This is a genomic window from Pseudomonas taiwanensis (genome assembly GCF_013393345.1).
Classification (GTDB): Bacteria; Pseudomonadota; Gammaproteobacteria; order Pseudomonadales; family Pseudomonadaceae; genus Metapseudomonas; species Metapseudomonas resinovorans_C.
Window position 1 is genome coordinate 107,336 of sequence record NZ_QJRF01000045.1, and the last position, 12,782, is coordinate 120,117.

Annotated in this window: 13 protein-coding genes; 4 read left to right on the top strand and 9 right to left on the bottom strand. The window is 64.1% G+C overall.

Going from position 1 to position 12,782, the window contains the following annotated elements:
* Positions 1–84: 84 nt before the first annotated feature.
* Positions 85–651 carry a hypothetical protein gene (locus DM872_RS09055; protein WP_179059156.1) on the top strand — a complete coding sequence of 189 codons (567 nt, stop codon included), beginning with the start codon at positions 85–87 and terminating at the stop codon, positions 649–651.
* Positions 652–815: 164 nt separating this feature from the next.
* Here the strand turns inward: DM872_RS09055 and DM872_RS09060 are convergent, their stop codons facing one another.
* Genes DM872_RS09060 through DM872_RS09070 form a run of 3 tightly spaced genes read right to left on the bottom strand, consistent with a single transcriptional unit; the run spans position 816 to position 2,149 of the window.
* The gene (locus DM872_RS09060; RefSeq protein ID WP_179059157.1) at positions 816–1,043 is read right to left on the bottom strand and encodes a DUF2798 domain-containing protein; all 228 of its coding nucleotides are present in this window, start codon (positions 1,041–1,043) and stop codon (positions 816–818) included.
* 15 nt (positions 1,044–1,058) lie between these two features.
* Positions 1,059–1,625, bottom strand: a complete 567-nt coding sequence (locus DM872_RS09065) for a flavodoxin family protein (protein WP_179059158.1) — start codon at positions 1,623–1,625, stop codon at positions 1,059–1,061.
* 38 nt (positions 1,626–1,663) lie between these two features.
* Positions 1,664–2,149, bottom strand: coding sequence for a DUF2938 domain-containing protein (locus DM872_RS09070; protein ID WP_179059159.1), 486 nt, complete (start codon positions 2,147–2,149; stop codon positions 1,664–1,666).
* An 81-nt stretch (positions 2,150–2,230) separates the two neighbouring features.
* On the opposite strand from DM872_RS09070, the gene DM872_RS09075 reads away from it, so the two are divergent.
* The 3 genes from DM872_RS09075 (at position 2,231) to DM872_RS09085 (ending at position 4,681) form a co-directional block, all read left to right on the top strand.
* Positions 2,231–2,665 (top strand): helix-turn-helix domain-containing protein, encoded by a 435-nt coding sequence (locus tag DM872_RS09075; protein ID WP_179059160.1) that lies wholly within the window; start codon positions 2,231–2,233, stop codon positions 2,663–2,665.
* A gap of 101 nt (positions 2,666–2,766) precedes the next feature.
* A complete protein-coding gene (locus tag DM872_RS09080) occupies positions 2,767–4,209 on the top strand; it encodes a SulP family inorganic anion transporter (RefSeq protein ID WP_179059161.1) in 1,443 nt (480 codons plus the stop codon).
* Positions 4,210–4,294: 85 nt separating this feature from the next.
* Complete coding sequence (locus tag DM872_RS09085; RefSeq protein WP_179059162.1) at positions 4,295–4,681, top strand: VOC family protein; 387 nt, start codon at positions 4,295–4,297, stop codon at positions 4,679–4,681.
* 98 nt (positions 4,682–4,779) lie between these two features.
* On the opposite strand, the gene DM872_RS09090 is transcribed toward DM872_RS09085, so the two are convergent.
* The 6 genes from DM872_RS09090 to DM872_RS09115 form a co-directional block, all read right to left on the bottom strand.
* A complete protein-coding gene (locus DM872_RS09090; protein ID WP_179059163.1) occupies positions 4,780–5,892 on the bottom strand; it encodes a helix-turn-helix domain-containing protein in 1,113 nt (370 codons plus the stop codon).
* Between the two features lie 66 nt (positions 5,893–5,958).
* Positions 5,959–6,930: a PDR/VanB family oxidoreductase gene (locus DM872_RS09095; protein ID WP_179059164.1), complete on the bottom strand. Its 972-nt coding sequence runs from the start codon at positions 6,928–6,930 to the stop codon at positions 5,959–5,961.
* Between the two features lie 65 nt (positions 6,931–6,995).
* The gene (gabD, locus tag DM872_RS09100; RefSeq protein WP_179059165.1) at positions 6,996–8,444 is read right to left on the bottom strand and encodes an NADP-dependent succinate-semialdehyde dehydrogenase; all 1,449 of its coding nucleotides are present in this window, start codon (positions 8,442–8,444) and stop codon (positions 6,996–6,998) included.
* 55 nt (positions 8,445–8,499) lie between these two features.
* Positions 8,500–9,621, bottom strand: coding sequence for an aromatic ring-hydroxylating oxygenase subunit alpha (locus tag DM872_RS09105; protein ID WP_179059166.1), 1,122 nt, complete (start codon positions 9,619–9,621; stop codon positions 8,500–8,502).
* Between the two features lie 241 nt (positions 9,622–9,862).
* Positions 9,863–11,476: a BCCT family transporter gene (locus DM872_RS09110; RefSeq protein WP_179059167.1), complete on the bottom strand. Its 1,614-nt coding sequence runs from the start codon at positions 11,474–11,476 to the stop codon at positions 9,863–9,865.
* A gap of 213 nt (positions 11,477–11,689) precedes the next feature.
* Positions 11,690–12,769, bottom strand: coding sequence for a tartrate dehydrogenase (locus tag DM872_RS09115; RefSeq protein ID WP_179059233.1), 1,080 nt, complete (start codon positions 12,767–12,769; stop codon positions 11,690–11,692).
* Between the last annotated feature and the right edge of the window lie 13 nt (positions 12,770–12,782).

A 12,782-nucleotide genomic window follows, 5' to 3' on the forward strand; every position in this document is an offset into this window, starting at 1 on the left:
TTTTCAGGTCATATGGAGACTTGGCATCTTTTTTCGGTATCTTCTCCGACCGTCGCCAACCGTTCTCCAGAAAGAGCCTGTTCCATGAGCCGTACTGCAATCCGGGCCGTCGTCTTCTGCCTTGCCACCCTCTGCTCGGCCGCCACCTTTGCCAAGGTGGAAGTCCAGCCCGTCCAGAACACCAAGGCGGGTCGGATACTCGCCGTGCAGGTCTCCGAGGACATCGCCCCCGGCGACTACGAAGCGCTGATGAAGGGCCTGCGCGCCAACCCCGGCAAGTTCGACCGCAAGCTCGCGCTGCTGGACAACATCGGTGGCAGCGTCACCGAAGCCATCCGCATGGGTCGGCTGCTGCGGGAAACCGGTTTCGACGTGATGGTCCCCACCAATGGCGTGTGCCAGGGCAGCTGCGTCTACCTCCTGGCTGCCGGCCGCACCAAGACCGTTCGCGGCTACGTGGGCCTGCACCGCCCCTACTTCCCCCACGGCGACTCCGCCCTCGCCGCCTCCACCGGCATCGGCTACAGCCCGACCGCCTACCTCAAGGACATGAACGTCCCCCTCAGCCTGCTGGACACCATGAACAGCATCGAGCCGACGCACATGCGCGTGCTGACGAAGGATGAGCTGGCGATGTATCGGTTGAACTGACGACGACTGCTCCGTCACGGCGTGTAGGGTGGATGACGCTCTTTTCATCCACCAACGGGGTCTAGCCACGCCTAGCTTGGTGGGCAAACGTAGGATGGGTGGAGCGGAGCGATACCCATGCGGGAAGAGCTGATGGGTATCGCAAGCTCCACCCATCCTACGACTCATTCCTTCCCCACCAGCCCCTCCACCAGCCGCCGCGCCACCGGCGATACCAGCAGCACCACCGGAAAGGCCACCAGCCAGGCCATGAGCCAGGCACCTAGCCAGAGGCTGGCAAAATCCACCACCGGGCCGGCGGCGCGCCAGGTGGAGATGCCGGATACGAGCAGGGACATGAGCCCGGAGAGGATCAGGCCGAACAGCAACGGGGCGAAGCGGCGGGGAATCATGTGGGCACCTCCGTCTCAGGCGCCGGCAAGCCGGTGCAGGGTCTCGGAGAAATTCCGCCCGAACATCCGCGCGGTCTTCATATCTCCCGGCGCGAACTGATCGGCTGGTGCTGAGTGGCTGGACTGGGCCATCAACCCCGACCAGGAGCCCAGACGGTTGGCGGCTTCCTCAACGGGCACGCCGGCATGCTGCTCCGGCAGGATGGGATTACCCACCCAGAGCATGCCGTGCTGCATGCAGAACACGAACAACGCCATCAGCGTCGACTGCTTGTCGCCCGCCGCCAGTGACGATACGGTGAAGCCCGCCGCCAGCCGCCCCTTCAACTGCTGGGTACGCCAGAGCGGACCGGTCGCGTCCATGAAGGTCTTGAAGACCCCGGAAACACCGCCGAAATAGGTCGGCGAGCCAAGGATGAAGCCATCGAACGCCAGCAATTGGCCAGGATCGCCAGCAAGGTCTTCGGCCTTGAGCAGGAGGACTTCGGTATTGGCCGTGCCCTGGGCGCCTTTGCAGATCTGCCGGGCAATGTGTTCGGTATGACCAACGGCGCTGTGATAGATGACGGCGAGTTTTTTCATGGCGAGCATTTCCATGTGATGGATGGCGGGCTTGGAAATCAGCGGACGATCCCGTCCACGAGGACGGCGGCGAGGAACAACCCCAGGCCGAAGACGCTGTGGTTGGCCAGGCTGCGCAGGCAGTTCTTCAACGGCGTCGGCGTCTTGTTGGCGAAGAACCCCGCGCCCATGGCGGGCTGCATGACCAGCAGCGGCGCGACCACGGTTCCCATGCCCACCAGCACGGCGGGCAGCAAGGTCGGATTGGTCGCCCAGTCGATGCCGGCCAACCCCACCAGCAAAGTCGCGAAGGCAATGCCGATGGCGTAATGGGTGAGCCATCCCAGGGCCAACTCGCCTGGAATCGGCTGCGCCCTGGCGATGGCGTCGTGAGCGATGCGCCCCTGCAGCAGGTGCCCTACCCAGCGACCGATGAAGGCGAAATTGAGCGTCTGCACGCCCATTCGCTTGAGGAAGACCAGCCAGATATCCATGACGGCGGTGGCGCCGATGCCAATGCTGATCACCTTGATGATGTCGTTCATGTGAGCCCCTTGCGCGTTGACGGTGGTGGGTGTCAGGGCCACTCTAGAAGTTGAAGTCAACTTCAAGTCAAGGGACTACAGATGGACATTGCAGAGGTCGCCCGACGCACGGGACTCCCCTCCTCCACGCTGCGGTACTACGAGAAAAAGGGACTGATCACCTCCCTCAGCCAGCATGGAACCCGACGCTGGTTCGCACCCGGCATCCTCGACCAACTGGCGCTGATCTCCCTCGGCCAGGCGGCGGGGTTGTCGCTGGATGAGATCCGCTCGATGTTCTCGCCCAACGGCGAACCGGACATCGACCGTGAATTGCTCGCGGCCAAGGCCGATGAGATCGATGCGCTGGTCAAGCGTTTGAAAGCCATGAGCGATGGCCTGCGTCACGCGGCGGCCTGCCCCGCCCCGAGCCATGCGGAGTGCCCGAGCTTCAAGCGACTGTTGAAGGCTGCGTCCAGCGGCGCCATCGAGCGGCGCTGGAGCAAGGCGGCGCCCAAGCCCAGGAACAGGTCGTAGGTAGGCACCGGTCGACTGGCCGGGTCAGCGCCAATTCCGTAACATCCGCCCCCTTTTTGCCACTCCCTTGGCCAGATCCGCTGGCCCAGTTCAGGTACACCATGAAACCAGCCCGCCTGCGCGCCGATGTCCTGGCCGGACTCACCACGTCCTTCGCGCTCGTCCCCGAATGCATCGCCTTTGCCCTGGTCGCCCATCTCAATCCGCTGATGGGCCTCTACGGCGCCTTCATTATTTGCACCCTCACGGCGCTGTTCGGCGGCCGGCCGGGGATGGTGTCCGGGGCGGCGGGTTCGATGGCCGTGGTGATCGTCGCGTTGGTGGTGGAGCACGGCGTGCAATATCTGCTCGCCACGGTGCTGCTGGGTGGCCTGATCATGATCGCGTTCGGCTTGCTGCGCCTCGGCAAGCTGGTGCGTATGGTGCCCTACCCGGTGATGCTCGGCTTCGTGAACGGCCTGGCGATCATCATCGCGCTGGCCCAGCTGGAACATTTCAAGGCGGGAGAAGACTGGCTGAGCGGCTATCCGCTGTACCTGATGCTAGGTCTGGTGGTGCTGACGATGGCCATCGTCTACCTCATGCCACGCCTGACCCGCACGGTGCCACCGGCGCTGGTGGCGATTCTCGGTGTCGGACTGCTGGTCTACCTGCTCGGCCTGCCCACCCGCACCCTGGGCGATATGGCGCACATCGCCGGTGGTCTGCCCACCCTGGCGCTGCCGGATATTCCCTGGAACCTGGAGACCCTGAAGATCATCGCACCCTACGCGGTGTTGATGGCGCTGGTGGGCCTGCTGGAAACCCTGCTGACATTGAACCTCACCGACGAGATCACCGAGAGCCGTGGCTACCCGGATCGCGAATGCGTAGCCCTGGGCGCGGCCAATATCGTATCGGGTGCCTTCGGCGGCATGGGCGGTTGCGCCATGATCGGCCAGACGGTGATCAACCTCAGCTCTGGCGGCCGGGGCCGGCTCTCCGGCGTGGTAGCCGGGGTGATGATCCTGCTCTTCATCCTCTTCCTCTCGCCGCTGATCGAGCGCATTCCGTTGGCGGCGCTGGTGGGCGTGATGTTCGTGGTCGCCCAGCAGACCTTCGCCTGGGGCTCGCTGCGGGTGGCAGGCAAGGTGCCGCTGAACGACGTCCTGGTGATAGTCGCCGTGACCGTGATCACCGTGTTCACCGACCTCGCCACCGCTGTGCTTTGCGGCATCGTCATCGCCGCGTTGAACTTCGCCTGGCACCACGCCCGCGAGCTCTACGCCGACAGCCATCTGGATGGCGACGGCAGCAAGCTGTACCGCGTCCACGGCACGCTGTTCTTCGCCTCCACCACGCCGTTCCTCAACCAGTTCGACCCGGCGGGCGATCCAGCCGAGGTGACCCTGGATTGCAAGCACCTCAGCTTCGTCGACTACTCCGCCATTGCCGCATTGAAGACCTTGCGCGAGCGCTACGCGAAGGCCGGCAAACACCTGCGCGTGCTGCACCTGTCCGAGCGCTGCAAGAAGCTGCTCAAGCGCGCCGGAGAGCAGCACTAACCCCTCGTCAGGCGGGTTGGCGAGGGCGGCGGTTCTGCGCTGCAGTTAGATCGGGAGGAAGGCGCAAATCCGCAAGGAGGTTGCCATGACCATTCAACTCGATCACCTGATGGTGCCGGCGCGGGACAAGCTGCGCTCGGCGAGGCTCCTGGCCGAGCTGCTGGATGTGCCCTGGTCGGCAACCGGCATCGGCCCGTTCGCGCCGGTTTACGTCAACGACGGGCTGACCCTGGACTTTGATCAGTGGGACGAGCCCTTCCCGCTGATCCATTTCTGCTTCCGCGTAAGTCCGGAGGAATTCGAGGCGATCCTGGGGCGGATCAAGGCGGCGGGCATCGACTATCGCAGCGCCGTGCATGGGCCGGTCGACCATCAGGTGGACAAGGAACACGGCGGCTCCATCGTCTACTGGAATGAGCCGGACGGGCATCAGTGGGAGATGCTGACGGTGAGTTATGCGCGGCAGAGCTGACGCTGTTTGGGTCGGTGCTTTTACTGTGGGGGCGAATTCATTCGCTAAGCAGGACGCAGTCCTGCCCAACCTCTACAGAAGGGGCAGCTCCGCCGCCCTCAGCGATTGAAATCGCCCCCACACGGGTCCTTCACCAAGCCCAGTCGCTGCTCCAACTCCGCAATACGCGCCTCCAGCGCCTGACGCTCGGCGCGGGTGGCGGTGATGTCGTCGTAGACGCTGATCATGTGTTCCGGGCTGCCGTCTCTAGGGTTGCGTTGGACCGAGGTGCGGACCTTCACCCAAAGGTCGCTGCCGTCCTTGCGACGGAAGCGTTTTTCCATGGTGCTGACCGCCTCTTTTCCTTCCAGCAGACGCTGGACCTGGGCCAGGTTCGCGGGAAGGTCGTCGGGGTGGGTGAGCTGCTGGAAGGTCAGGCCGGCAAGTTCGTCGGCGCTGTAGCCCAGCAGCTCGCACAGCGGCTGGTTGACCCGCTGCCATTGCCCGTCGAGGCCGATGTATGCCAGGGCACCGCCGGCCAGTTCGAAGATGGCGCGGAAGCGCTCCTCGCTCTGTCTTAGCTCTTCTTCCACGCGCTTGCGTTCGGTGCTGTCCAGGCTCACGCCGACCATCTTCACCGAGCGGCCGGAGCTGTCCTGCAGCGAGGTGGCACGGGAGGTGATCCAGCGTTGCTCGCCATTGGGGTGGAAGATGCGGAAATCGAACTCGTAGCCTTTGCCCTCTGCCACGCACTCGCGGTAGATGGCCTGAAGCGCGGCGACATCGTCGGGATGCAGATGGACCCAGAAGTCTTCATTGCGGCGAACCGGCCAGCCGTATACGGCCTCGACGTTGGCCGAGTAGGAGACCTCATCGGTGATCAGGTTCCATTCCCAGTTCACGATGCCGGCGCTTTCCTGGGCCAGCTTCATGCGCGCTTCGCTTTCCATGATCTCGGCGGTGTATTTGCGCCGAACGTCGGTCATGGGCAGGTCCTGCACCTCGACGTGCTGGGCGTCCTGCAGCGCTTCGTCGCCATAGCGCAGCCAGATCCAGTTGACCTTGAGGAAGGTGGCCAGCATGCGCAGGTTGTCGTAGTCGATCTCGCCGCCACGGGTCCACTTGTGGACGGCCGTACGCGAAATACCGAGCACGGTGGCCACGGCCTGGAGCGTCAGTTTCTGGTGTTCGAGCAGTTCTTTGAGGCGGAAGGCGAAGCTGTTTTCTGTCATGGCGAGCATGTCCCTGAGCCAGGCGACGCAGTATACACGTCGCCAGCTCCGCCCTATCCCGCTGCCTTACAGGTCTAGAACAAGACGCTGCCCCTTCGCGCGGGAGACGCACAACATCATGGTCTGCTGGGCCGCCTTCTCATCGTCGGAGAGGTACTGGTCGAAGTGCTCGGCTTCGCCTTCGAGGATGCGGGTCTCGCAGGTGCCGCAAACGCCCTCGCGGCACAGGCATTCCACCTGGGCGGCGTTGGACTTCTCGATGGCCTGGAGGATGGTCATGCCCTCCTCCACCTGCAGCTCGCGGCCGGACTGGGCCAGGACCACGGTGAAGGCGCCACCGGTGACCGGTGCGGCGGCGAACTGCTCCCAGTGCACGCGGGTGTCGGCGATGCCCTGGGCCTTGGCCGTGGCGATCACCGCATCGATAAGCGGCTTGGGACCGCAGACGTAGACATGCGCATCCGCGTCCATGCCACCAATGAGTTCCGCCAGGTTCAGCGAGGTGCCCAGGCTGTCGACGTAAAAGCGCACGTTCCCGGCATGGGGACCGTCGGCCAGTTCACCCTGGAAGGCACCGTGTTCCGGGCTGCGGAAGGCGTAATGCAGTTCGTAGCGGGCGTCCTGGGCGCGCAGCTCGGGGAGCTGAGCAAGGAACGGCGTGATGCCGATGCCACCGGCAATCAGCACGTGCCTGCCGGCGGCAGGATCGACGGCGAACAGGTTGTTGGGGCTGGAGATGACCAGTTCGGTGCCCACCTCGACCTGCTGGTGCATGAAGGCCGAACCGCCCTTGGATTGTTCTTCCAGGCGCACGCCAATCTGGTAGCTGGCGGTATCGGCCGGGTCGCTCATCAGCGAGTAGGCGTTGCTGAACTGGCGGCCGTCGGCGCCCTTCATCTGCACGATGATGTGGCTGCCGCCGGTGAAGGCAGGCAGCGGCTGGCCGTCGGCGCGCTCCAGGGTGAAGCGCTTGATCTGGGGGGTTGCCTGCTCCACCGCGGTCACGCGGGCAGACATCATTTCGTAGGAGTTGGCCATCGCTCACCTCTGTTGCGACTGCGGGCGGCGCCGGGCGCCGCCCTGATGGTGCGTGATGCCCGCCGTCAGACGGCGAGGCACAGGTACTTCATTTCCAGGTAGTCCTCGATGCCGTACTTCGAGCCTTCGCGGCCGAGGCCGGACTGCTTGACGCCACCGAACGGGGCCACCTCGTTGGAGATCAGGCCGGTGTTGATGCCGACCATGCCGTACTCCAGCTGCTCGGCAATCTTCCACACGCGGCCGATGTCGCGGCTGTAGAAGTAGGCCGCCAGGCCGTAGAGGGTGTCGTTGGCGAGAAGCACCACTTCCTCGTCAGAGGAGAAGCGCACCAGGGGCGCCACTGGGCCGAAGATTTCCTCGTCCAGCAGTTGCATGCCCGGTGCCACGCCGGTCAGCACCGTGGGCTGCAGGAAGTTGCCGCCCAGTTCATGGCCATCGCCGCCCACCAGGATCTCGGCGCCCTTCTCCACCGCGTCGGCGATCAAGCTCTGCACCTTGTCCAGGGCTTTGCCGGTGATCAGCGGGCCGATCTGGGTAGCACCTTCCAGGCCGTGACCAACGCGCAGATCGCGCACGCGGGCGGCGAAGCGCTCGGCGAAGGCGTCATAGACGGCGTCATGCACGTAGAAACGGTTGACGCAGACGCAGGTCTGGCCGGCATTGCGGTATTTGGCGACCAGCGCACCTTCCACGGCCGCATCGATATCGGCGTCGTCAAAAACGATGAAGGGCGCGTTGCCGCCCAGCTCCAGGGACACCTTTTTGATGGTGGGCGCGCACTGGCCCATCAACAGGCGGCCCACCGGCGTGGAGCCGGTGAAGCTCAGCTTGCGCACCAGCGGGTGGCTGGTGAGCTGGGCGCCGATGGCCACCGCATCGCCGGTGACGATGCTGAGCACGCCGTCCGGCACGCCCGCGCGCTTCGCCAGCTCGGCCAGTGCCAGGGCGGAGAACGGGGTCTCGTTGGCCGGCTTGACCACGATGGTGCAGCCTGCCGCCAGGGCCGGCGCCACTTTGCGGGTGATCATCGCCGAGGGGAAGTTCCAGGGCGTAATGGCGGCGCAGACGCCGATGCCCTGCTTGATCACCACCAGGCGCTTGTCGCCGGCCGGCGAGGGAATCACGTCGCCATAGATGCGTTTGCCCTCTTCGGCGAACCACTCGATGAAGGACGCGGCATAGCGAATCTCGCCCACGGCTTCGGTCAGAGGCTTGCCCTGCTCCAGGGTCATCAGGCGCGCCAGGTCGTCTTCGTGCTGGAGCATCAGCTCGAACCAGCGGCGCAGGATCTGCGCACGTTCCTTGGCGGTGCGCGCACGCCAGGCCGGCAGTGCGGCATTGGCGGCTTCGATGGCACGCAGGGTTTCGGCGCCACCCATGTTCGGCACGCGGCCCAGCAGCTCGCCGCTGGCCGGGTCGGTCACGTCCACCGTGCGGGCGTCATCGGCGTCGCACCAGGAGCCGGCGATGAAGGCCTGCTGGCGGAACAGGTCGTTGTCTTTCAGGTTCACTCGGTCATTCCTCTTCGTGACACGGGCCGCCGCGCACAGGCGGCGGCCACAGTCATCAACGGTCCAGGTGGGCGACGGCGATCAGGTTGTGGAAGTGGGCGATGCCGTGCTCGCTCTGGCCGCTGCGTTGGCTGTCGGCCATGATCCGGCCCTGGCCACGGTAGCCGCGGGACTTCAGGCCCTTCTGCACGCTTTCCACCAGGCGCAGGTCTTCCGGGCGGAACACGTCGCGGTACCACTCGATCAGCGACTGCTGCTCGGGGGTAATGTCCTTGTTCAGGAAGTAGATGTCGTAGTGCTGCAGGGTCACTTCGGCGCTGATCGGGAACTCGTAGATCACGGTCATGAAGTTGCCGCCGGGCGGGGCGTTGAACATGGTGCACGGCCAGGCCCAGAAGCCGCTGAAGGACGGGTCTTTCACCGACTCATCGAACTTGAAGGATTTCTCCGACGGTTTGGCCAGGCCGTATTGCAGCGACCAGTTGCCGTGCATGGTGTGGGTGTACTGGCCGACGTCCACGGAGTCGGAGAAGCCCGGGTGGGCCGGGGCGCAGTGGTAGCACTCCATGTAGTTGTCGACGATGGACTTCCAGTTGGCTGGGGTCTCGGTGACGAAACGCGCGGCCAGGTGCAGGTCGTCCACCACCGGGCAGGCCTGGCGCAGGCGCGCCTCCATGCCTGGCAGCTGCTCTTCGACGCTACCGGCGTCCTTGTTCATGTTGACGAAGATGAATCCCGCGTACTCCTCGACCCGCAGTTGCACCAGGCTGGAGTTGGCCTTGTCGAAGTTGGCGACGTGGTCGCAGTTGCGCGCGTGGGCCAGCTCGCCGTCGAGCTTGAAGGTCCAGGCGTGGTACGGGCAGGTGATCACGTTCTTCGCCTTGCCGTCGCCCTGCAGCAGCTGGTGGCCACGGTGCGGGCAGACGTTGTAGAAGGCGCGCAGTTCAGCGTCGCGGCCGCGCACGACGATGATGCTCTCGCCGATGATCTCGCGGGTGATGTACGCGTTGTTCTCGGCTACTTCGCTGCGATGGCCAACGCAGACCCAGCTGTTGGCGAAGACCTTTTCCTTCTCGAAGTCGAAGATCTCCGGGCGGGTGTAGTAGCTGGCAGGAATGGTGTAGGCCTCATCGGCGTTGGCGCAGAAGTCGGCAGGGAGGCGTTGGATATCGTTCATCTTATGTACTCCAGGCATTTGAAAGGCATCGGCCGGGCCGCGCCATCACAGCTTTTTACTTTTGGTTAACACCAATCTATCAGTTAACAGATCGGGCAAAATTTTTTGGCCGAAGGCCGTAGGTTGCGGCTGAGCGAAGCGAAGCCCAACAGCCTAGCTCAGCATCGCGTTGGGCTTCGCAGAGCTCAGCCCAACCTACAAGAGCACCACCCTGCACGTCCGTGTGCAGGTACAACTCAACTCATTGCGCGGTAGCAGGTTTCAGGCGCACGCCCTCTTCCGCTTTCGGCGGCTCGACGCTCTCGTCCAGAGCGCGGCGCACCGCTTCTTCCTCGATCAGGTGGGCCGGCATGCTGCCGTAGTCCTCAACCATCCACTTGAAGAAACCGTAGATCTTGGTCAGCAGGATCACCAGGAACGGAATCGCGGTGAGCACCACAGCGGTCTTCATGGTGGACAGCGACGCCTTGGCGAACAGCATGGCCAGCGGGATCAGGGTCAGCATCACGCACCAGAACAGGCGATGGGTCGGCGTCGGGTCCTGGCCTTCTTTCAGGTTGCGGGTGCTGGTGGCTGCCACCGCGTAGGCCGCCGCGTCCATGTGGGAGGCGCAGAACACCGCCATGATGAACAGGTACACCGCCAGGAACACTTTGCCGAAGGGCAGCGAGGTCAGGAGCATTTCCACGGCGGTCTCACCGCCCTGCTCGCTGAGGATACGCGGCACGTCGATGGCGCCGGTGATGAACTGATGCATGCTGTAGCTTTCCAGCGCACCGAAGAAGAACCAGCAGCCCAGGCTACCGCCGAGCAGCAGTGCGGCGACCACTTCCTTGATCTTGCGGCCCTTGGATACGCGGGTGACGAACATCGCCACGCCCGGCGCGTAGGACACCCACCACAGCCAGTAGAACACCGTCCAGTTGCGGGTGAAGGCACCGTCGCCCGCCGGGTCGGTGAACAGGCTCATGTGCACGTAGTTCTGGATCATCAGGCCGATGGCATTGGCGGTGTTGTTCAGGGTGAACTGGGTCGGGCCGACCAGGAACACCACGCCAGCGAAGGCCAGGGCACCCACACAAACCATCTTCGACAGGCGCTGCATGCCGCCGTCGATGCCGATGTAGGAACTCAGGGAGAAGATCACCGCCACGGCGCCGATCACCACCAGCTGGGTGACGAAGGTATCCGGGATGCCGGTGAGACCGGACAGGCCACGGGTCAGGGTGGAGGCCGTGAGCGCCAGGGACACGGTCAGCGCGCCAAACATGGTGAGCAGGAAGATCAGGTCAACCAGACGGCCCACTGGACCATTGGCGCGGAAGCCGGTGACCGCCTCGATGATCGAAGCCAGACCCAGGCCACTCTTCTTGCGCACGTGGAAGTGATAGGCGAGCGCCAGCGACGACAGCGCATAGAGCGACCAGGCGCTGATACCCCAGTGGAAGAAGGAATAGCTGACGCTGAAGTCCAGCGCTTCTCGGCTTCCGGGAGCGATGTTCAGGCCGGGCGTCTGGTAGTAGTAGGCCCACTCCATCACGCCCCAGTAGAGGGTGGACGAGCCCATGCCGGCGCAGATGAACATGAACACCCAGGTCATGTTCGAGTACTCCGGCTTGCCATTGCCAAGACGGATGTTGCCGTACTTGCTGAACGCCAGGTACAGCACGGCCAGGGCGGTGCCGAACACGAACAGTTGGACGGTGGTGCCGAAGGTACGGGTGGAAATCTCGAAGAGTCGGTTGGCCATGGCCTCCGACTCGGCAGGGAACGCAGCAAGGCCGATCACGGTCAGCGCCACGGCGATCAGGCTCGCCGTGATCAAGAACATGTCTTTCTTATTGTTGTTGGACATCGATGTCTCCTGGAACTGGATAACCCGGCACCCCATCAGGCAAGGGGCCACCGGACTACGTTATTTGTTAATCATTGGTTTACGTTAATCCATTGGTTAACAGCTTGTCCGAAATATGCCTTCAACGCAACTCCTGTCGGACAATTTGCAGGCCGTCTGTCACCTGCAGAAACGCGCCGGCCGCCTCGTTCTCACGGGGCGGCCGGATAAGTCTCACAGTGCGTCAGCGATGGCCTTCCCCACTTCCTGGGTCGAAGCCTTGCCGCCGAGGTCTGGGGTCACAGGACCTTCGGCGATCACCTGTTCGATGGCCTGCAGGATGCCGTCGTGGGCCGCCTTGTAGCGCTCGTCGCCGTTGCCGAGGAAGTCCAGCATCAGCGCGCCGGACCAGATCATGGCGATGGGGTTGGCGATGTTGCGGCCGTAGATATCCGGGGCCGAACCGTGCACCGGCTCGAACAGCGACGGGAAGTTGCGCTCCGGATTGAGGTTGGCCGAAGGCGCGATGCCGATCGTGCCGGCACAGGCCGGGCCGAGGTCGGAGAGGATGTCGCCGAACAGGTTGGAGGCCACCACCACGTCGAAGCGATCCGGCTGCAGCACGAAGCGTGCGCAGAGGATGTCGATGTGCTGCTTGTCCCACTTGATCTCCGGGTACTTCGCAGCCATCGCGGCCACCCGCTCGTCCCAGTAGGGCATGCTCACCGCCATGCCGTTGGACTTGGTGGCAGCGGTCAGCTGCTTGCGTTCACGGGTCTGGGCCAGGTCGAACGCGTACTTGAGGATGCGGTCGACGCCGCGACGGGTGAACACCGACTCCTGCAGCACAAACTCGTGCTCGGTGCCTTCGAACATGCGGCCACCCAGGGAGGAGTACTCGCCCTCGGTGTTCTCGCGGATCACCACGAAGTCGATATCGCCGGGCTCACGGCCGGCCAGCGGGCACGGCACGCCGGGGAACAGTCGCACCGGACGGATGTTCACGTACTGGTCGAAGTCGCGGCGGAACTTCAGCAGCGAGCCCCAGAGGGAGATGTGGTCGGGCACCTTGTCCGGCCAGCCCACTGCGCCGAAATAGAGCGCATCGAAGCCCTTGAGCTGCTCGAACCAGTCGTCCGGCATCATCTTGCCGTGCTGCAGGTAGTAGTCGCAGCTGGCCCATTCGATGGTCTCGAAGGAAAGGTCCAGGCCCCACTTGCGGGCCGCCGCTTCGACGACCCGCAGGCCTTCGGGGAGAACTTCGTTGCCGATGCCGTCGCCGGGAATGGCGGCGATCTTGAATGTCTTGTTCATGCTGGTCGTGCCC